Annotated in this window: 20 protein-coding genes and 2 tRNA genes; 17 read left to right on the plus strand and 5 right to left on the minus strand. The window is 45.5% G+C overall.

The window, feature by feature from the left end:
• Positions 1-240: 240 nt before the first annotated feature.
• Positions 241-1,014: a divergent polysaccharide deacetylase family protein gene (locus EP13_RS02385; protein WP_052364249.1), complete on the plus strand. Its 774-nt coding sequence runs from the start codon at positions 241-243 to the stop codon at positions 1,012-1,014.
• A gap of 142 nt (positions 1,015-1,156) precedes the next feature.
• Complete coding sequence (locus EP13_RS02390; RefSeq protein WP_044055819.1) at positions 1,157-1,591, plus strand: MerC domain-containing protein; 435 nt, start codon at positions 1,157-1,159, stop codon at positions 1,589-1,591.
• 86 nt (positions 1,592-1,677) lie between these two features.
• On the opposite strand, the gene EP13_RS02395 is transcribed toward EP13_RS02390, so the two are convergent.
• The 4 genes from EP13_RS02395 to rsgA form a co-directional block, all read right to left on the minus strand.
• The gene (locus EP13_RS02395) at positions 1,678-2,376 is read right to left on the minus strand and encodes a glycerophosphodiester phosphodiesterase (RefSeq protein ID WP_044055820.1); all 699 of its coding nucleotides are present in this window, start codon (positions 2,374-2,376) and stop codon (positions 1,678-1,680) included.
• Positions 2,377-3,264, minus strand: a complete 888-nt coding sequence (locus EP13_RS02400; RefSeq protein WP_044055821.1) for a DMT family transporter — start codon at positions 3,262-3,264, stop codon at positions 2,377-2,379.
• Positions 3,265-3,267: 3 nt separating this feature from the next.
• Positions 3,268-4,146 (minus strand): archaetidylserine decarboxylase, encoded by an 879-nt coding sequence (gene asd, locus EP13_RS02405; RefSeq protein WP_044055822.1) that lies wholly within the window; start codon positions 4,144-4,146, stop codon positions 3,268-3,270.
• A gap of 184 nt (positions 4,147-4,330) precedes the next feature.
• Positions 4,331-5,383, minus strand: coding sequence for a small ribosomal subunit biogenesis GTPase RsgA (rsgA, locus tag EP13_RS02410; protein ID WP_044055823.1), 1,053 nt, complete (start codon positions 5,381-5,383; stop codon positions 4,331-4,333).
• 86 nt (positions 5,384-5,469) lie between these two features.
• On the opposite strand from rsgA, the gene orn reads away from it, so the two are divergent.
• From orn to ilvN, 8 genes are all read left to right on the plus strand, one after another.
• Positions 5,470-6,015 carry an oligoribonuclease gene (gene orn / locus EP13_RS02415; RefSeq protein ID WP_044055824.1) on the plus strand — a complete coding sequence of 182 codons (546 nt, stop codon included), beginning with the start codon at positions 5,470-5,472 and terminating at the stop codon, positions 6,013-6,015.
• A 101-nt stretch (positions 6,016-6,116) separates the two neighbouring features.
• Positions 6,117-6,192: transfer RNA gene (locus EP13_RS02420), tRNA-Gly, on the plus strand.
• 163 nt (positions 6,193-6,355) lie between these two features.
• Positions 6,356-6,431, plus strand: a tRNA-Gly gene (locus EP13_RS02425).
• 822 nt (positions 6,432-7,253) lie between these two features.
• Positions 7,254-10,625, plus strand: a complete 3,372-nt coding sequence (locus EP13_RS02430; RefSeq protein ID WP_044055826.1) for a TonB-dependent receptor domain-containing protein — start codon at positions 7,254-7,256, stop codon at positions 10,623-10,625.
• Positions 10,626-10,763: 138 nt separating this feature from the next.
• A complete protein-coding gene (locus tag EP13_RS02435; RefSeq protein ID WP_044055827.1) occupies positions 10,764-11,261 on the plus strand; it encodes a DUF4442 domain-containing protein in 498 nt (165 codons plus the stop codon).
• 237 nt (positions 11,262-11,498) lie between these two features.
• Positions 11,499-11,879 (plus strand): DUF413 domain-containing protein, encoded by a 381-nt coding sequence (gene maoP, locus EP13_RS02440; RefSeq protein ID WP_044055828.1) that lies wholly within the window; start codon positions 11,499-11,501, stop codon positions 11,877-11,879.
• Between the two features lie 203 nt (positions 11,880-12,082).
• Positions 12,083-13,801, plus strand: a complete 1,719-nt coding sequence (locus tag EP13_RS02445) for an acetolactate synthase 3 large subunit (protein ID WP_044055829.1) — start codon at positions 12,083-12,085, stop codon at positions 13,799-13,801.
• Positions 13,801-14,298 (plus strand): acetolactate synthase small subunit, encoded by a 498-nt coding sequence (ilvN, locus tag EP13_RS02450; RefSeq protein ID WP_044055830.1) that lies wholly within the window; start codon positions 13,801-13,803, stop codon positions 14,296-14,298. The genes EP13_RS02445 and ilvN overlap by 1 nt, the downstream gene beginning before the upstream one ends.
• A 51-nt stretch (positions 14,299-14,349) precedes the next feature.
• On the opposite strand, the gene EP13_RS02455 is transcribed toward ilvN, so the two are convergent.
• A complete protein-coding gene (locus EP13_RS02455) occupies positions 14,350-15,306 on the minus strand; it encodes a hypothetical protein (RefSeq protein ID WP_044055831.1) in 957 nt (318 codons plus the stop codon).
• Between the two features lie 179 nt (positions 15,307-15,485).
• On the opposite strand from EP13_RS02455, the gene tatA reads away from it, so the two are divergent.
• The 7 genes from tatA to hemB are packed head-to-tail and all read left to right on the plus strand — an operon-like array spanning position 15,486 to position 21,080.
• On the plus strand, positions 15,486-15,725 hold the full coding sequence (gene tatA, locus EP13_RS02460; protein WP_044055832.1) for a Sec-independent protein translocase subunit TatA: 240 nt from the start codon (positions 15,486-15,488) through the stop codon (positions 15,723-15,725).
• Complete coding sequence (gene tatB / locus EP13_RS02465; RefSeq protein WP_044055834.1) at positions 15,725-16,024, plus strand: Sec-independent protein translocase protein TatB; 300 nt, start codon at positions 15,725-15,727, stop codon at positions 16,022-16,024. The genes tatA and tatB overlap by 1 nt, the downstream gene beginning before the upstream one ends.
• Positions 16,025-16,780, plus strand: a complete 756-nt coding sequence (gene tatC, locus EP13_RS02470; protein WP_044055836.1) for a twin-arginine translocase subunit TatC — start codon at positions 16,025-16,027, stop codon at positions 16,778-16,780.
• A 22-nt stretch (positions 16,781-16,802) separates the two neighbouring features.
• Complete coding sequence (locus tag EP13_RS02475) at positions 16,803-17,381, plus strand: hypothetical protein (protein ID WP_044058682.1); 579 nt, start codon at positions 16,803-16,805, stop codon at positions 17,379-17,381.
• A 1-nt stretch (position 17,382) separates the two neighbouring features.
• A complete protein-coding gene (locus EP13_RS02480; protein ID WP_044055837.1) occupies positions 17,383-18,162 on the plus strand; it encodes a TatD family hydrolase in 780 nt (259 codons plus the stop codon).
• Between the two features lie 7 nt (positions 18,163-18,169).
• Positions 18,170-20,062, plus strand: a complete 1,893-nt coding sequence (locus tag EP13_RS02485; protein ID WP_044055838.1) for a sensor domain-containing diguanylate cyclase — start codon at positions 18,170-18,172, stop codon at positions 20,060-20,062.
• A gap of 19 nt (positions 20,063-20,081) precedes the next feature.
• A complete protein-coding gene (hemB, locus tag EP13_RS02490; RefSeq protein ID WP_044055840.1) occupies positions 20,082-21,080 on the plus strand; it encodes a porphobilinogen synthase in 999 nt (332 codons plus the stop codon).
• Positions 21,081-21,117 lie beyond the last annotated feature (37 nt).

Below are 21,117 nucleotides of genomic sequence, written 5' to 3' on the forward strand. Positions count from 1 at the left end.
TGAAGGTCTTTACGCAAGCTTTACACTACAATGTGCTTGCCACTCTGTTGGCGTGTCCGAAATAAAATGGCTTGGAAAAAAGCGCAGCCAAATTTAGAAGGTAATGACTTGTAGATTGCCATCAGGTTGATATGCTTAACCCCGCTTTAAAGAAAGTCATTTCAGTGTAATACGGTAACGGTACTACACTGACAATGTGCGCGTATAAAAAATAATAATCACAAAGAATGGACAGTGAAGATGCAGTGGCGTCTATTAGTGTGTTGCTTACTTATGCTGGCAGGCAACGTCAATGCGAAAATTGAAAATAACAAACCGGAAATCATCATTATTCTTGATGATCTTGGTTATCGTCCCACCGATATAGCCGCCTTTTCCCTCCCTACGGAGGTAACCTTCGCTATTTTGCCGCAAACGCCGCTAGCCTCGACTATTGCAGAGCGCGCCCATGCAGAAGGGCGTAACGTTATGTTACATATGCCCATGCAAGCGTCCAATGGTAAGAAAATGGGGCCCTTGGGATTAACTACCGACATGTATCCTGCCGCTATTACTCATACACTTCGCCGTGCGCTAAAAAGCGTGCCTTATGCGGTAGGTGTGAATAATCACATGGGGAGTGCCTTTACCGGTGAAAAAGATGCCATGATGACAATCATGGAAGAAATAAAGCGCCAAGGGTTATTCTTTGTAGATAGTCGCACTAGCGTCTACACCCGAGGTGAAGAAGTCGCTCAGGCGCTTGGGGTGCCTAGTGTTAGTCGCCACGTTTTTTTAGATCATCAGCGTACACCCTCATTTTTAACGCAGCAGTTTGAACGTACAAAAACGCTAGCAAAAAAACGAGGAAGCGTGGTGGTCATTGCCCATCCATACCCTGAAACGTTAGCGTTCCTTGCCGAGGCGTTACCTCATTTGAGCGATGAAGGGCTACAATTGGTTTCCATAACAGAACACTTAAAACCTCATCAGCCCCTTCGCCATGTCGCGATGGCTCAACATGCCAAAGAATAATTAGCGCGGTGCGTCGCGGTGGTATGCTCGTAGAGCCGATGCATTTTGGCTATAACTCATACTAAATATTTAGCGAAGAAAAATTTCAATTTTGCTGTATCTGTTATATTATAACGTCTCTATAGTGAGGTGATATAAAGTAATGGCAATAAATCCGGTAAACGATAATCCAACAAAATTAGACAGGCTTGGCATTTGGGTGTCTGGGCTATGTGCGTTGCATTGTTTAGCGTTACCCGTGGTAGTGCCTCTGCTGCCATTAATTGGCTCATCATTTTTTGCGCAACTATGGTTTGAACGCACCATTCTGACTATCTCGCTTATCATCGGCGCGGTTGCCCTCATTAGTGGCGCAACCCGTTTTCATGGCAAATGGTATCCTCTTCTCCTGTTGTTTTCTGGTGGAGCCATCTACTGGAATAAAAATATGTTTGGCGAGGCGTACGAACCCTTCACTATTGCCGTTGGGGCATTGCTGATTGTGGCCGGACATTGGATTAATATGCGTTTATGTCGTCAGTGCAAGTGCTGTAAAGACAGTGTTTTTTCTACGCATTTGTCAACGCAAGCGAAATAAATTCAGCGCAAACAGATACATGCAAAATGAGCAGGTGTCGCTTCAACTCAACGGCTAAAGGCCGCCGGCGAAACATGAAATTTCACTCATTGATTGCTTGCTAATATTTGGCTAGCGCGTTGCGGTACATTCGTAAATATGCCGGTAACACCCCATGCCTTCAGCATTTTCATGTCTTCGTCATTATCCACGGTATACACAAACACCTTAAAGCCCGCTTCTAAAGCCGCATCAACGAACTCGCGATTAGCAATATCCAAGGCGATATTCACAGAATATGCGCGCAGTATTTTCGCGCTAGTGAAGGGTAACAGCTCATAACTTGCCGTCAGCGCGCCTATTTTCACTTCTGGCCATTGTGCACTGATAGCCTTTAACCAATGATGATTAAATGAAGAGATCAATAAGCGCTGAGGGTTAATGCCTTGTGCAGTTAAAGCCTGTTTTACCTCGCGAACCCACTTTGTCACGTTATCTAGGTGTTTAATTTCAATATTACACCAGCGGTCGCGGGGAAGCGTTGCTAAGGTTTCCGTTAACGTGGGAATTTTTTGCCCTTGGCCGGCATCAAGTAAGCGCAAGTGGTCAAAAGGCGTGTCTAGCAATGCCCCAGTACCATTTGTTGTGCGAGACAAGGTTTTATCGTGAAAAACCACAATGCCGCCAGCATGTTGATAGGTGTCGAACTCTATGCCTTGAGCGCCCTGTTCGAAGGCAAGATTAAAGGCTAAAAGGGTATTTTCGGGTGCAGTTGCGCTGGCACCTCTGTGAGCAAAAACTAACATTTAGTCGCCCTTATCATCCTGATTGTTGCTGTGCAGCTTATGGGTATTGAGTGTTTCATACACTGAGGCAGATGTAATGAGTAGGCCACCTACCAGTGTATGCCATGTAGGATTTTCATCAAGGAGCAACACGGCAAGCACCACCCCGTAAAACGGTTGCATACAGGCAACGAGAGAGAATGTTTTTGCCCGCAAGTGGCGCAGGCTCGCGGCGATGAGCGCGTGAGGAAGGGCGGTAAATACGGTACCTAATAGCAATAAGAGTAACCATGCACTCAGCGGTGCTGAAACGATGTCCTCGCCCCCAGTGGGAAGTAAGAAAAAGGCAATAACAAGGGTCTGCCATGCCATGGCTTTAGCGCCACTATACTGCTTAAAGTACTTTCTATGGATAAGGTTTCGAAACGCATAGGTGACGGCGGAAGCAATACCGATTAGCACCCCAAGGGTTATATCGTTATCAAGAGACGTTTCCGGAACAATGAAATACACCCCTGCAATGACGGTTAACGTAGACGCAATGTCTTGCCATACCAACCGCGTTTTTTCGAAAAAGGGCTCGATAAGCACAGTAATAACGGGGAAAGTAAACAAAGCAATCATGCCAACAGATACGCTAGAGTACTGCATGGCGGCGAAGTAAGACACCCAGTGAAGTGCCATCAGCACCCCAAGCCCTATCGCAATAATATAGTCGCGTTTATTGGCTAAACGTAAACCTTGTTTTGATATTGCCAAAAAAATAAACAGGGCGATACACGCAAATACTGACCGCATTAACGTGATATCGCTAGCGCTAAGTGGTACTACACGTGAAAAGAGCGCCGTACCACCTAAAAGGACAATCGTTAAATGAAGAGAGATAAGGCTTTTTTTTACAGCATCCATAAACTAGCTAGAAAGCTCTTTGCTTCCAGCAACATAGGCCATGGGTTCACCCAATCGTGTTACTTGTCCTGGCGCTAATGGCTCAAAATCAATGGCTTGGTTTTCGAAGCAGGCTACAATGGTCGAGCCAAGTTTGAAACGGCCCAATTCATCGCCTTTTTTCAATTTCACGCTGGCTTCGCTGTCTTTGTCATATTGCCAATGTTGAACATTTTTGCCTGCTGGTGGCGTCACGGTTCCTGCCCAAACGGTTTCTATGCTCGCTACTATGGTTGCTCCAACCAGAACCATCGCCATTTTACCTACTGGGGTATCGAAAATAGCCACAACGCGCTCATTACGGGCAAACAGGCCAGGAATATTTTGTGCCGTTAGTGGGTTGACAGAAAAAAGCTCACCCGGCACGTAAATCATGTCGGTAAGCGTGCCATCAATAGGCATGTGAATACGGTGATAATCTCGAGGCGCTAAGTAAACCGTAGCGAATGTTCCGTCTTTAAACGGCTGGGCGATGTCAGGTTTACCACCTAATAGACTGGTGAGGCTATAGTCATGCCCCTTCGCTTGAAAAATACTGTCATCACGAATATCGCCAAATTGACTCACAGCGCCGTCTACGGCGTGAATGAGCGCGGAAGGGTTTTCGTCAATCGTGCGCGCTTCGGGTTTTAATGGCCGAGTAAAAAAGGCATTAAAACTGCGGTAATAACCAGGATCTGAGTGCAGCGCCTCATCCATATTGACATTATATTGCTTAATAAAAAGTTTGATAATGAATGTGGTAAAGCCGCCCAACTCTGCCGCTGCCAACTTGCCGACAAGGCGAGACAACAAATGTTTAGGGGTAATGTATTGTAGATTTACTTTAAGCCAGTCCAGCACAAAAACGCTCCAATCATGTTAACCAGTTAATTGTACCTTAAGTTGTATGTTCACAAGTAACTTTAAGATTATGTATGCAACCAACTTGGTATAAGGAAATAAATAAAAGTTGTGCTTGTTGGACGCCAATGACGGGGTGTTCAACAAGCATAAAAATGATAATTACACAGGGTAGAAGAGGTGACTAACCGCCAGGAGGCTGACTATGACTAGGGCGCTGTTCATCCATTGTGACCAATATTTTGTGATAGCTGGCAAACCGCTCGGCGTTAATTTTGCCTTCTTCAACGGCTGCTCTTAATAAACAACCAGGGTCGTTCAAATGCTTGCAGTCTCTAAACTTGCAGCCACCCAAATAATCGCGAAATTCAATAAACCCCCAAGTGATGCGCTCGGTGGGAATATGCCATAAGCCGAATTCACGTACGCCCGGTGAATCGATAAGATCGCCGCCTGCTGGCAGATGCAATAGCTTAGCCGCAGTGGTGGTATGTTGACCTAAGCCAGAATTATCTGAAATTTCCCCGGTTAACTCATCTGCATCAGGCAGCACCTGGTTAATAAGGCTAGACTTACCTACACCAGATTGGCCCACAAATACGCTGACGCTGTCTTTAAGCAGGTCGTTTAAAGCTTGAATACCTTCACCGGTTTTACAACTTGTAAAGAGTAAGCGATAACCTAATTGACGATAAACTTCGAGTTGCTTATCCACTAGGGTGCGAGCGTCGTCATCCAGCAATTCAACTTTGTTGAGTACAATAACAGGCGTAATGCCAATATCTTCACAGGCCACAAGATAGCGGTCGATGATATTGGTTGAAAGCGAGGGTAAAATTGCACTAACCACAATAATATTATCGATATTGGCCGCAATGGGCTTTATGCCATCGTAGAAATCGGGTCGGGTGAGTACCGAGTGCCTATCATTAACTATCTCGATGACCCCTTTTACACCGGACTCTGCGTCATCGCCTTTGCTAAACAACACGTTGTCGCCACAGACCACCGAATCCACCGTGCGTCTTATATGACATCGAGACACATTGCCGTGGCTATCCTCTACATCGGCATGTTTTCCAAACCGCCCGATAACGGTGCCTTTAACCAATTGACTTTCATCAACATGGGCTTGTTGCTGACCATCTTGCCCGCCGTGTTTACCTTGCAGGCGTTTACTTCGGTTAGCGGCCACTTGGCGTTTCTGTCTTTGTGTGAGTTTTGGTTTTTTCGCCACGATTCTTTTCTAGTTTCACGTATACTATGCCAATAATACCGTTTGTCAGGCATGGTTGCCATGTCTGAAGTGCGATGAGGAATGATATGAGCAAACATGATAGCAACTTAGTCTGGATAGACATGGAAATGACAGGGCTTGATCCTGAAACCTGTGTGGTAATGGAAATTGCCACAATTGTGACGGATGCACAGTTAAATATTCTTGCCGAGGGGCCTGTTATTGCGGTGCATCAGCCGGACAGTGTGTTAGACAATATGGATGAATGGTGTACGCGGGTACATGGAGAAACGGGCTTAACTGCCCGTTGTCGTGAAAGTACTGTGAGCGAACAAGAGGCGGCTGCTCAAACGATTGCTTTCTTAGCGCAGTGGGTTGATGCAGGTAAATCACCCCTGTGTGGTAATACGATAGGTCAAGATAGACGCTTCATGGTGAAATACATGCCAGAATTAGAAGCCTACTTTCATTACCGTAGTATTGATGTAAGTACGATTAAAGAACTGGCCCGGCGTTGGAAACCAGAAATTCTCGATGGGTTTGAGAAAAAGGGCGTGCACCTTGCCTTAGACGATATTCGCGAATCCATCGCGGAAATGCAGTATTATCGCGAAAAAGTGTTTACGATTTAATCGTTCGCTTCAATGGGTGCGAAAAAAACAGAATTAATGGTTGCGTTACTGAAATATTTTTGTAAAATGCGCACCACTTCAAACGAAGTGCCCATTTTGTTGCGGGAATAGCTCAGTTGGTAGAGCACGACCTTGCCAAGGTCGGGGTCGCGAGTTCGAATCTCGTTTCCCGCTCCAAATTTTAAAGCTGATAGTAAATGTTACTTTCAGTGAGCGTGAAAAGCGCGCCCCCTTGTGGGCCCGCGACCGAGTGTCGGCCAGTTGGCGAATCTCGTTTCCCGCTTTAAATTTCCAATCTAAACTCTAGATTGCCTTTAAAGATGCACAGCATCGACTCTATGCGGGAATAGCTCAGTTGGTAGAGCACGACCTTGCCAAGGTCGGGGTCGCGAGTTCGAATCTCGTTTCCCGCTCCAAATTTTCACACATCAAGAAAATCCAAAATAATGTAGTTGTATCTATGCGACCCCTTAGTGGTGCCGCGACCGAGTGTCGGCCAGTTAGCGAATCTCGTTTCCCGCTCCAAATTTTCACACATCAAGAAAATCCAAAATAATGTAGTTGTATCTATGCGACCCTTAGTGGTGCCGCGACCGAGTGTCGGCCAGTTAGCGAATCTCGTTTCCCGCTCCAAATTTTCACACATCGAATATTAAATCTAAATGATGAGATATGTTCACGCGAACCCTCTGTGGCGCGGGAGCCGTTAGTGAAGTCCCGTGCGCTTATAAAGGGGAATTCAATGCGGATCGCGTGTTTTGACGAAATTTCCTTCATTATTTGCAAATTTATACTAAAGAATAAGTAGACGGGGGCTGTAAAGGCTAAGTCCCTAAAAAATCACCCTTTCCTGAAAGTATGTGAATGGTTATTCACCATTCGTCGTGCATTTTCGGCATTTCATGGTGCGCAATGCGCTTGATTTTGGTGCAAACCTCGATAATTCTCTGTTTTGACACCAAAATTGCCCTATTTTTGAGCATTCAAATGTTGAAAGCTCACTAAAATCGCATATTAAATGGATTTTTATAAATACTTATGCATAATTCGCCCCCTTTTTCGCAACTGACAAAGTTGACAGGGTATTTACATGGGCACGGTGTTTGCTAAACCAAGCTAGTAAAACAAAGTAAAACTACGGCAGAGGAATCCTTTATTCACCTTTAGCCGTCACTACACAATAAAAACAATCACTGTAGTAAACAAAAATAAATAAAAATCCAGTCGGAGAAACACACATGGCTTTTGATTCATCAAAGCGTTACCACGTTACGGCGCTAGCTTGTGCCGTCGCATCTGCGTTGTCATTAAATGCAAGCGTAGTGCAGGCACAGGAAGAGGCCGAAATAAAAGAAGAAGATGTAGAAAAGGTGGTTGTCACAGGGTCGCGTATTGCCCGTGATCCCAACCTTGCTTCGCCGTCGCCTGTTCAAGCTATCTCTGAAGAAGATATTCAGCTATCTGGTGAATTCTCCGTCACTGATGTTATTAATGATATCCCGGCTCTGTTTTCATCTACCACGGCTGAGAGCTCAATTGACTCAGCCAGTTTTTCCGATGGTGCAAACATTCTAAACTTACGTGGTTTGGGTGCAAACCGTACCCTAACCTTGGTTAATGGACGACGTCATGTAGGTGGATCTGCAGGTTCTGCTGCCGTGGATGTAGGTTCAATCCCCGTTAAGTTAATCAAATCGGTAGAAGTGCTTACCGGTGGTGCATCAGCCGTATACGGTGCTGATGCGGTAACAGGGGTTGTTAACTTCATTTTGCGAGATGACTACGAAGGCTTCGAAGTCGACGTTAATACCGGCATTTCTTCCGAAGGCGACGGCGAACAGTTAAGTATCTCAGCACTGTATGGGACTAACTTTGACGACGATAAAGGTAACTTTGCTATCAATGTTGAGTTCCAGCGTGACGAAGGTGTACGGGTAAGCGAGCGCGATAACGGCCTTCTTATTGGCTCTGGTGGTGACTGGACAAACCCAGCGCTTCGTTTCCAACAAGGTGATATTGGTAGTAGTACACCTAACCTTGCTGAGTACTATAACTACGATAACACAGGCTTGTTTAATTTCGGTTTAAGCATTCCAAGCCTTGAAGCCTTCACTCAAAACTATACTGACACATTTGGTAGTGCGCCTAATTTGACTGATGCTGAATTAGCCTTGTTTGACCGCGCAGCAACCTCTGCGCCACGGGCTGTATTACCGTATCGGACTTTCCCTTTTACTTCTGGTTACGGCTATATCGTACCGGGTAATCCATATAGCTTTGCTGGTTTCGATCCATCTACTAACATCGATTTAGATGGCAATGGAACCCCAGATTGTCTTGATTCATTTTCTGGCTATAACAGTGTGTTCGGTGCTGCCTCGTTTGGTGTATTGGGTGGTTGTTGGAATGTGACAGAAGACGGCAGTTATCGCCCAGTTCAAGATGGTTTAGTGTCGGGGAACTTCGAAGGGTTTGGTGGTGATTCATACAACACTATTCAGCAAGAGCGAGGCTACCTCATCACGCCAAATGACAAAATTGCTGTTAATTTACTAGGCCATTACGACCTTAGTGACAGTATGACGGTATTTGGTGAATTGAAATACGTTGTTCAAGGTACTGAAAACGAAAGTCAGCCTACGTCATATTGGGATTTGCTTTTCGGCGCCCCTGATAACCCATACCTACCTGAGTTTATTCAACCATTGGCCAGTGAACTTGGCGGTGTGGCTATTACTGTAGACCCTATTGGTATTGGCCAAGGTAAAACGGAAAACGAGCGTAGAACGCTACGTGGTGTTATCGGTCTTGAAGGTTTCTTCGAAAACGACTGGGAATACAATGTATCGGTTAACTACGGTAAGTTTGAGTACGAACAAAACGGAACAGAAAACTTAATTATTGTTGACCGCTTCTTCTCTGCTATTGATGCAGTGACCGACCCCTCAACAGGCGAAGCGAACTGTCGTGTAAACTTGGATGCAGATACCCCACAAGTTACTACAGCATTTAACATTCCATCCTATGACCCAGGGTATTTCTCGTTCACGCCGGGTGATGGCAGCTGTGTACCACTCAATATATGGGCGGGTTCCACTGGCATTACTCAAGAAGCCGTGGATTGGGTAACGGAAGACAGTCATAGTCAAACGACTATCGAACAGTTAGTTATTAGCGCGTCGATTGCCGGTGATTCAAGTGAATACTTCGAATTGCCCTATGGCCCTCTTTATTTCGCGCTAGGTGGCGAATACCGTAAAGAAGAATCAGAAGCGACCTTTGATGCGTGGCGCTTAGGTGTTATACCAGAGGGATCTCAGTATACCGCAGGCACGCAGGTATCAGACTACTCAACCAACAACTCGTTGGTCTTCCAGCCATCAATTAGAACGGCGAATGAAACCGGTGACTTTGACGTAAGCGAAGTATTCTTGGAAGTATCTGTTCCGCTTATTCAAGGCGAAACCTTAATTGAAGAGTTAACCTTAGATTTAGCTGCACGTTACTCTGATTATTCTACGGTTGGTGATACCACGACATGGCGTGCAAACCTCATGTACTCACCTCATGAAGATTTAATGGTGCGTTTATCAAAGTCTCAAGCCATTCGTGCGCCTAATATCAGTGAATTATTTGGTCCTGAAGTGGGTGCCACTTTCCGTCCAACAGATCCTTGTAACGCCAGCGTTATCGCGGGTATTCGAAGCAACGATGAAGCCGCGGCTAACCAGTTGCAAGCTAACTGTGTGGCCGACTTGCAGTCTATCGGTTACAACCCATTCGATGATAGCGGTGAATACGTTTATACCGACCCACTATCAGCGGCATTCCCTGGTGTAACTGGGGGGAATGCTGAGTTGCAAGAAGAAACCGCCGACACCATTACCGCTGGCTTCGTTTATAACTCGAGTTGGTTAGAAGGTTTCTCAGTCACGGCGGATTATTGGAGTATCGAAATTGATGACGCCATTAGCGCAGTAAGTTCTGATGACATTGTCAATGGTTGCTATGTAGGCGAATCATTGAATGAAAACTTCTGTTCACTGTTTACCCGTAATACAGATGCGTCATCACCGCAATTTGGTGGCTTGAACTTCTTACGCTCTACACAGGTTAACTTCGCTCGTCTTGAAACATCGGGTGTCGATTTCAGCGTAGGTTACGATTTTGAAGTTGGTGCGCATACTTTCTATACGAAAGTGTCTGGTACTAAAGTCAATGAGATTGATCAGTACACTAATCCGAATGATCTTACCGAAGTTAACCCTGAATTAGGTGAAGTGAACCGTCCTGAGTGGGCAGGTAACATCAATCTAACGTGGAAGTGGGAAGAACTTCAGGTAGGCTGGCAGACGCAGTACATGGACGAGCAACTTCTAGCGGGTGTCGAAGTTGAGGAATACGAACGAGGTGACTTTGATGATACTGCCATGATGGATGAGTTCTGGCAGCACGATATTAACTTCTCATACATGGTGAAAGAAAACTTGAAAATGTATGGCGGTATCAAAAATATTACTGATGAACAACCATTCATCACTAACTTCGCTTATCCAGCAAGTCCTCGAGGTCGCTTCTACTTCGTTGGTTTCGACATGCAGTTTAAGTAAATAGGTTTATCAGCAAGGACAAAAAGCAGCGCTTAGCGCTGCTTTTTTTATGGAAAAAGAAAAATCCAGTTGCAAGGGTGAAACGTTACCTTTATGTTAACTGGTCTAACCAGAAGTCAGTAATACAGAGAGAGAACCATGTCTGCACCTAATCCGCTTCGCGCCTTCGCTAAAAAAGCCAATACCTATCCTGATTGGCTTCGTCAAAAAATGCTCACATGGATGTTCCGCTATAAAGTGAAACTCACGGGTACCGTCAGCATTGATATTTTAGAAACAGACTTGAAATCGGTCACCTTTCGTCAAAAGAATTATAAAAAAGTACAAAATCACATTGGTAGTGTACACGCTGCAGGTATGGCGCTTCTCGCCGAATCTTCTACGGGCTTTGTGGTTGGCGTCAACCTACCCGGTGATAAGTTGCCCCTTATTAAAGAAATGAATCTAAAATATGTAAAGCGAGCACAAGGGGATATGCATGCGGTAGCGCATTTGACTGACGAGCAAATATCACTCATGCAAACACAAGATAAAGGTGAAGTGTCGGTAGCCGTGAAAGTCACCGATGCACAGGGTATAGAACCCGTTATATGCGAAATGATTTGGGCTTGGGTGCCGAAACAGAAAAAAGCATAAAGCCAGTACATATACCCAACTGACGCAATCGTTGAATTTGCCGAAAATGGCAAGCGGTTGCGCGCTTCCTCTTTACAGTTTTATTAAGTTTTCTCACCTCGCCCGAATGAGTTTGACAGCCGTTTATATCCCTACTATTAAATAATTAACTGGCCAGATATGCGATATGTTTCGTCTTTAAAGCATGGCTAAAAGTAGCATAAATAAAACGTCATTCGAGCAGCGTTAGAGGTAGATATGGCAGAGCTATCGAGAGAGCAACTGACTAAACGTCCTTTTTCAGATAAAAAACATTACCCTTATGGTTTTGGTCGCTCTGGTGACTTTTCTATCTCGGAGAGCAAGCTGCTACAGTCTCATGGTTCTCTCTTTGCCGCTCTGGTGGACGGTAAATTAACGCCGCAAACCGATGAAGAGCAGCAGTACCTAGAATCAGCGCTTGGTCATAGGCCGCCACAGACGCCTCAGGAAAAAGCATGGCTTAAGTATCAAGCACGAATAAACCGCCCCAAAGCCGCCAGTATTTACGGTTCTAAACGTTCAATGACGGAAGAAGTTGACGAGGACGAGGATATAGGGGATAACAGTGACATTGATATCGAACTCGATACAGAATAGCTGTTAACTAAATGTAAATAGCCATCCTAAATACAGCCTATTTATTCCCCCTTGCGAAATATTTATCCTAATTATCCCGAATATTGGGATATATATCTCACTTTTGTGCAATTTGCTGTTTTATCTTCCTACATCCTTCGTTATAGTCCGGTCATCGTCAACGTACGCTAACAACCCGTTAAACCATTACAGGAGAAAGTACTGTGAAAATGATGTCGGGCGCAGCCATGGTGGTAGAAGCGCTAAAAGATGTAGGAGTGACACACGTGTTCGGTTACCCAGGTGGTGCCGTTCTGGACATTTATGATGCGTTATTTGCGCAAGATGATGTCAAACACGTCCTCGTACGTCATGAACAGGCAGCCGCTCACATGGCGGATGGTTATGCACGTTCAACAGGCAAAACCGGCACAGTACTTGTCACGTCAGGCCCAGGTGCAACCAATACCATTACCGGAATTGCAACCGCCTATATGGACTCTATCCCTATGGTGGTGTTATCAGGGCAAGTACCCTCTATGCATATCGGTGAAGATGCCTTTCAGGAAACCGATATGGTGGGCTGTTCCCGTCCCATCGTTAAGCATAGTTTCTTGGTTAAGCGTGCGGTAGATATTCCAGAAGCCATTGCAAAAGCTTATTACATTGCAAATACAGGTCGCCCCGGCCCTGTGGTTGTGGATTTGCCCAAAGATTTAGTCAACGTTGCAGATGAACACCCTTATGTGTTCCCTACAGACGTAACAATGCGTTCTTATAACCCAACCGAAAAGGGTCATCCGAAACAGGTGAAGAAAGCGGTTGAAGCGTTACTTAAAGCTGAACGACCAGTGTTATACGTTGGCGGCGGCGCGGTTGCGTCTGAAGCCTCTTCACGAGTGATTGAATTAGCTGAGAAGTTGCACGCCCCAGTAACCTGTACCTTAATGGGCTTAGGTGCGATGCCTGGCACTCACAAACAATTTGTGGGTATGTTAGGGATGCATGGCACGTTAGAAGCGAATAAGACCATGCATAATGCCGATTGCATTATTGCCCTAGGTGCGCGTTTTGATGACAGGGTAACGAACAACGTAGACAAGTTTTGTCCTCATGCAGACATTATTCATGTTGATATTGACCCCGCATCTATCTCAAAAACCGTCAATGCGCATATTCCTGTCGTTGGCTCGGTAGATAAAGTGCTTGATCAAATTCATGAACATATGGTGAATAAAGACTTATCCAACCAAGAAGCGAAATTGGCCGATTGGTGGCAGCAAATAGAGCAGTGGCGCGGGCGACAGTGTCTTAATTACGAGCAAGGTGATGAGGTTATTAAGCCGCAGAAAGTCATTGAAGCTTTGTATAAGCACACTGACGGTAAAGCTTACGTAAGTTCAGATGTAGGCCAGCACCAAATGTTTGCGGCACTTTATTATCAGTACGATAAGCCGCGTCAGTGGATAAACTCAGGTGGCTTAGGCACCATGGGCTTTGGTTTACCGGCGGCAATGGGGGTGCAGTTTGCTCATCCTAACGCCACTTCAGTGGTTGTGACGGGTGATGGCAGTATTCAAATGAATATTCAGGAACTGTCTACCTGTTTACAGTACAACTTGCCGATTAAAATCATTTCATTGAATAACCGTGCTTTGGGTATGGTTCGTCAGTGGCAAGATATGATTTATAAGGGGCGTCACTCTCATTCATATATGGATTCAATGCCAGACTTTGTGAAGTTAGCGGAAGCTTACGGCCATGTTGGCATCAAAGTAGATAAATTAGACGACCTCGACGCAGCAATGGAGAAATGTTTCAGTTACACAGATCGCCTCGTGTTTATGGACATTGCTATCGACCAAAACGAACACGTATACCCAATGCAAATTAAGTATGGCGCAATGGACGACATGCGCTTAAGCAAGACGGAGCGAACCTGATGAAACGCATTATTTCTGTATTAATGGAAAACGCCCCTGGCGCACTATCTCGAATCGTAGGTGTATTTTCACAACGGGGTTACAACGTCGACTCTTTATGTGTGGCACCGACCGACGATGAAAGTTTATCTCGTTTAACCATCATCACCCATGGCGACGACAAAGTGATTGAGCAGATCACAAAACAAGTGAATAAGCTTGTTGATGTATTGAAAGTGGTCGATCTTACTGAAGGTGCCCATATTGAGCGTGAACTGATGCTTATCAAAGTGGCGACACGGACAGAATCAGTGCGCGCCGAAGTAAAGCGAAATGCGGATATTTTCCGTGGTACCATTTTGGATGTAAACGCGAATAACTACACCATTGAATTGACAGGTACTACCGATAAACTGGATGCTTTTGCAACGACCATGGGGCAGTGTGCGGAGATCATTGAATCATCTCGCACTGGTGTTTGTGGTCTAGCTCGAGGGGATCGCGCGTTGCGCCCCTAGTCGAGTTTGATTGAATTGGCAAGCCGGCGCTATTTTGTAGCGCCGGCTTTTTTAATGCGCTTTACCGTAATAGGCTTCAATGCGAAACGCCATGCCATATGAAGGCTTAAAGCCTTCATCTCGTCGCCACAACACGAAGGGCTCGACGTCAAAGTACAACCATTCACGTAACGGGTTAGAGCGCCAACGTAGCCCTGTGTAAACCTCTTCCACCTTGTATTGCGGGCGATCTAATCCTTCTACCATTAGTCGATACATCAATGCATTGTGAGTATCAATAGGATACAAATGTTGAAGCTCGTGACGCCAAAGCCAATCGTTGGAGTCATCCCTGAAATAAAAGCGATTATTTAATCGAGTCACGTTATTATTTTCAGCCACATGCTGAATCGCCGCGCCCAATTCAGCACCCAGCCTGTCTCGGGTGTAGTAATACAATTCAGCATCATACAACATGGCCCAATGAGCATTGAACTCCATGGCGTCGCGATATCGGCTTTTTACGTAAAGCTGGTCACGTCGGCCTGCGCCTATGCGATATGAATAGTGCGAATTCTGTTCGGGCCGGAAACGAAGGGCAATGGTGGTGTTATCACGTCGCCCTAGTGAATCGTTTCGAGCCGCTTTCAGCGTGTCACTTTGCGTCTCATCTTCATTGTCGCTAAGCAATAGATCCACCCTATCTTCTAGATGGGGAAGCGACACCCGTATACGAAAACGAAGGTCGGTTTCTGCAAGGTCGCGACTTCGAGGTTCCCAACTGAGTTGAATGCGGCCTTCTGCTTTGGCTTGCTTATTTCTATGGGGGCCGTTTTCTTGGGAAAACATGCCGTCAAACTGACGAACGGTAAAATCGATGGAGTCTGTAAAACTGCGCTGCCACACATCAAACCAAGCACTATCGTCGACACTATCTTGCGGGCTTTGTATCGCGGTCACAGGCTGTGAGTTGAGAAGGGTCGATGATGGTGACAATAAATGGCAAAGCGTTACTGCAACGCACAACATCCTTTTTAAACCTCCTTTTTTTAGGTGAAATACCTATCAAAACCTTACCTTTATGCTAGGTATCAGCATGCGACTTGTGGTAACAAACGTCAATGATTAATGTGCCGTGCAAATATTCAGGTGAAAGCTGAGTCAGGGGGTGGCATACTGTTAGCATTGAAGTAAGGGAGAAAAATATTATGGGTGGTATTAGTATTTGGCAATTGCTAATTATACTGGTTATCGTTGTTTTATTATTTGGTACAAAGCGTCTAAAAGGCATGGGGTCTGATTTAGGTAGCGCTATTAAAGGTTTCAAAAAAGCGGTTAACGAAAACGAACAAGACGCAGATTTCGAGCAGAAAAAGCACGTGGAAGAAAAAGACACGGCCGACCCTGTGGCCACGAAAACCCAGAGCGATGTTAAAGAAAAGTCCTAATGTTTGATATAGGTTTTTGGGAGCTTTTGGTTATTGGTGTCCTGGCCCTACTTGTATTAGGGCCAGAGCGTTTGCCTGGCGCCATGCGTTCTACCATAAATACCATTCGAAGTGTGCGTAATGTTGCTACCGGCTTTAAGCAGGAAGTAGAGCATCAGTTGCGAGTACATGAATTACACGAAAACCTGAAAAAAGCTGAGCAGCAAGGCTTAAAAGACTTATCGCCTGAGTTAGAACAGAGTGTTGATGAGTTAAAGAAAGCCGCTGAGTCCGTTCAGGAACCATATAAAAAACAGTAAATGTCTGACGCTAATAGTTTAATTTCTCACTTAATCGAGCTTCGTAGTCGAATATTGAAAGCGCTTTTAAGTGTGCTTGTCGTGTTTTTGTGCCTGGCTTACTTTGCACAAGATCTTTATCAATTGTTGGCGCTACCATTGCTTGAATCGCTGCCTGAAAATGCCAGCATGATAGCAACGGACGTAGCCTCTCCGTTTTTCGCCCCGTTTAAGTTAACCTTGGTGCTGTCGTTTTTTATCGCCATTCCCTACGTACTCTATCAAGTATGGGGTTTTGTCGCGCCAGGCCTCTATCGCAACGAGAAAAAGCTGGTTGCCCCCTTGTTACTGTCTAGTACGCTCCTTTTTTATGCAGGCATGGCCTTCGCGTATTTTGTTGTTTTTCCTATCGCCTTTGCATTTTTTAATAGCGTGGCACCAGAAGGGGTAACGGTAAGCACGGATATTTCAAGTTACTTGAATTTTGTGCTGAAATTGTTCTTTGCTTTTGGGGTGTCATTTGAAATTCCCATAGCCATTATCTTACTGTGCTGGACCGGAGTGACAGACGCAAAATCACTAAGAGCAAAACGCCCTTATGTTGTGGTGGGCGCATTTATTCTAGGCATGCTACTAACACCGCCAGATATTATTTCGCAAACCTTGCTGGCTATTCCGATGTGGTTTTTGTTTGAAGTTGGCGTCATTGTGGGTGGTTTATATGCGGGTAAGACAAAACAAAGTGATGATGAATCCGTTGAAAATGTGAGTGAATAACAAAAAAGAAAAAGGGGAACACATGAAGGCAACCGCAACCACGCTACTTTTAGGTATCGTCTCTTCGTTAGCATTTTCTGTTCAGGCAGAAACCGTCACGCAAGCATTAGAAAAGTGCCGAGGCGTGGACAACAGTTTACAGCGTTTGGTCTGTTACGATCGGGTCGCGAAGAATGTTAACCAATACGCGGGTGGACAAGAATCCATTAGCGCGGTGCCTCGCCCTCAATTAGCGCCTGCCAATGCACCTGAAGCAACAATGCCACCACCGCCGGCGAAACCGTCTGTATCCTCAACGCCTTCCGCTAAGCCAACAGTGGATAACAACGCAACAGAAGATATCGCGTTTGGCATGGAACAAAAACGGGTACGCGAACAAAAAGAAGCGTCTATGGTAGCAACCGTAGCGGCGTTATCGTCTACCGTTAGAGGCAGCCTTATTGTCACTTTCGACAATGGTACTGTGTGGCAACAATCGGATGACACCGACCTCAATTTAAAAGAAGGGCAAAAAGTGGTGGTTGAACGTGGTATGTTCGGCGCTTTTTACGCTAAAGTTGAGGGTATAAAACGAAAAATGAAGGTAAAACGAATTAAATAATATGCCTTGGTTTGATGCCGGTGTGAACTTGCTGGATCGCAGGTTCGATGCCCACGAAGTAGTAACGCGAGCAGTGGACGCCGGTGTTGAAAAATTATGTGTGATTACCACTCACCCCAATGAGTGGGCGGCAGCAGAGCAGCTTTATTCGGCTTTTCCACAGCATATCTGCTATACCATTGGGGTTCATCCTCACTACGCTAAAGTAGTGCGCGAGGAAGACCTCCGCCAGCTAAAAATTCATGCAGCGAAACCCGGTGTGGTTGCCATCGGGGAATGTGGTCTAGATTTTAACCGTGATTTTTCTCCCCGGCCGACGCAAATTGCTGTTTTCGAAGCGCAACTGGCCATTGCTAAGGCTATGCAATTACCGGTGTATTTGCATGAGCGAGATGCCTTTGACGCACAACGTCACAGTTTAAATAAGTTCATATCACACATTCCAGGCGGTATTGCTCATTGTTTCACTGGAGACAGCGAACAGCTAATTGAGTATTTGGCTATGGATTTATACATAGGCATTACGGGCTGGGCGTGTGATGAAAAGCGTGGTGAAGCACTTCGACAAGCGATACCGCATATTCCTCTTGAGAATATTATTCTTGAAACTGATGCGCCTTACTTGTTTCCCAAAACGTTAAGACCCCGAAAGAAAAACAACGAGCCGGCTTTTTTGCCTCATATCGGCGAAAAAGTCAGTGAATTGATGCAACTCAGCCCTGATAAATTGCGTATTTGCAGTTATGCTAATACTTGTCGATTATTTTCTTTGATGTCTTGAGCAGTCTATGCTGATAAACACAGATAAAGTGCGCAGTTATGATGTGGGCTTAATTTTAACTACCCTAGTCGCTGTATCACTTTTTTTATTAGTGGCCTTTCATCTCTCCCCAAGCGCCGTTACCGAAGAGCGTTTCTCACAGTTAGCCTATTTGGTGGAAGATGGGAATGGAAGTAAAGAGGGGCCGTCACTCGATTTTTCAACCATTCTCGACGTGTCTGACAGTCGTTGGACACCCACCACGTCACCAGTAAACTTGGGCATGAGTGAAAATGTTCATTGGTTTAGGCTGACTGTTTCACCCACACAACATACGCAAGGTCGCTTTCTTTTACAGTTAGACTACCCCTTGTTAGATGAGTTGGATGTGGCTGTCTACAGTCACTTAGGCGCCCTACCTACGAGCCGATATACTGCCGGCGATACCATAGAATTTGATCGTCGCCCCATTCATTATCCCACCCCTTTAGTCCCTTTACCGGTAAGCCAGTTTTCCCAGCATGTGTATATCCGTATTAAAACCTCGGGCACGATCAGGCTTCCTTTAAGAGTGTGGGAAGAGCGGGAATTTGTAGAATATTCATCGTCTCGAAATCTTGCCTTAGGCTTATTTTTCGGGTTTCTTTGCGCCATGGGGTTAAGTAATGTATTTCTCTTTTTAACCACTAAACGCCCTGCGTTTCTTTTTTACTCTGGTTACGTCTTCAGTTTGGGGCTAACGTTGGCGTCGCTCCAAGGAATAGGCTATGCCTATTTGTGGCACGATTTCATTTGGTTCCAAGGCGTAGCTGTGGTGGTATTTGCCAACGCTACTATTTTCTTCGCGGCCGTATTTACGCGCACAATATTGCAAGTAAAAGAGCACAGTGTTTGGCTAGATAACGCCATTAAAGCACTGGCTTTATTTTTTGGACTCAGTGCCCTTGCCAGCTTTTTAGTGCCCTATAGCTTGGTGATTAAAGTGTACCTTGTGGCCTTGGGTCTAACCGTGCTCTTTACGATTAGTTTAGGGGTGTGGATGTCGGTGAAGGGGGTAATCATTGCCCGTTATTTCACCATTGCATGGGCATCTTTATTAGTCAGCGGCCTGGCAGCCAGCTTAGACAACGTTAATCTTATTGATATTCCGCTTTCATCGAACAATTTACTGATTATTGGCGGTGCCGTTGAAACCCTAATGCTAGCCTTTATTTTGGCAATCAGTTATAGCCATAGCAGAGATGACCTTATTGAAGCGCAGCAGTTTGCATTGGACAAAGAAATACAGGCAAATAATGCCAAGGAAGATTTGCTGGCTGTTCAGCAACGCTATCAAGATGATTTAGAATATAAAGTACAAGAGCGTACCCTAGAGCTAGAAATTACGTTGCGCGAGCTTTCAGAGGTGAATGAAGAGCTAGAAAGGCTTACCGGGGTAGACCCTTTAACAGGGATTAATAATCGCCGGCATTTCGATAAGCGGCTTAAATCGGAAGGGCGCCGTAGCCGTCGAGAACAAACCCCTTTGTCACTCATCATTATCGATGTCGACCACTTTAAAACCGTTAACGATAAATTCGGTCATGCAGGAGGTGACGCTTGCCTTATGCATGTTTCGTCCCTATTTAAACAATTATTACACCGGCCAACAGATGATCTTTGTCGTATAGGTGGAGAAGAGTTCGCTATCATTTTACCGAACACCAACAGTGAAGGAGCATGCCACGTGGCTGAGTTACTTAGGCAAAGCACGGAGCAGCAGCCAGTAGACTTTGAAGGGCAACAGATTGCACTTACTATAAGCGCCGGCGTGGCAACTGCGGTCATTGAAAGTGAAGAGCATGCTCTTGCGCTATTCCGTGATGCCGACGAAAAACTCTATGCGGCAAAAGACGCAGGCCGAAATCGCGTTTCTCATTAATAACAGTTAGGATCCTCTTATGAACCCCTCTTCATTTCCTGCTCGCAGGCTACGCCGCTTACGAGCGCAAGGCGCACTAAGAAGTTTAGTGGCTGAACATGCCTTAACCACAGATGACCTTATTTACCCCGTGTTCGTTTTACCTGGCAGCCAGCAGCGTGAGGCTGTGCCTTCCATGCCAGGTGTAGAGCGTTTGTCAATCGACTTGCTACTTGAAGAGATGAAGACGTGGTACGACCTTGGCATTAAAGCATTGGCCTTGTTTCCCGTTACGCCCATGTCACAAAAAAGCGAGTGTGCGAAAGAAGCCTTTAATCCTGACGGGTTAGCACAACAGGCGCTACGCGCACTGAAATCTGCATTCCCTGATGTTTTATTAATGTCGGATGTCGCCCTCGACCCCTTTACCTCTCATGGACAAGATGGCTTAGTCAATGAGAATGGCTATGTGATGAATGACGAAACCGTTGAAGTGCTGGTGAAACAAGCCTTATCTCACGCACAAGCTGGCGCAGATATCGTGGCCCCTTCAGATATGATGGACGGGCGAATTGGCGCTATTCGTCACGCTTTAGAGCAAGGTGGCTTTATCAACACCTGTATTATGGCTTATTCGGCGAAGTATGCGTCTTCTTACTATGGGCCATTTCGAGACGCGGTGGGATCTGCGGCTAATATTAAAGGTGGCGACAAAAAAACCTACCAGATGGACCCTGCAAATTCTGATGAAGCCTTGCATGAAATCGCTTTAGATATTCAAGAAGGGGCAGATATGGTGATGGTGAAGCCAGGTATGCCGTATCTGGACATTGTAAGGCGCTGCAAAGCAGAATTTAAAGTACCTACCTTTGCGTATCAGGTCAGTGGAGAATACGCTATGCACCAAGCTGCCTTTGCAAATGGGTGGCTAAATGAGGAGGCGGTGATCCTAGAATCATTACTTGCATTTAAACGTGCAGGGGCTGACGGTATTTTAACCTATTTTGCACCGCAAGCTGCGCGCCTACTTCAACGCTAGGCCAGTACGAATAAAAAAGCCGCCCTGTTTTGCGGCT

Origin of the sequence: Alteromonas australica, from assembly GCF_000730385.1 — a bacterium.
In the GTDB taxonomy this organism is placed as follows: domain Bacteria; phylum Pseudomonadota; class Gammaproteobacteria; order Enterobacterales; family Alteromonadaceae; genus Alteromonas; species Alteromonas australica.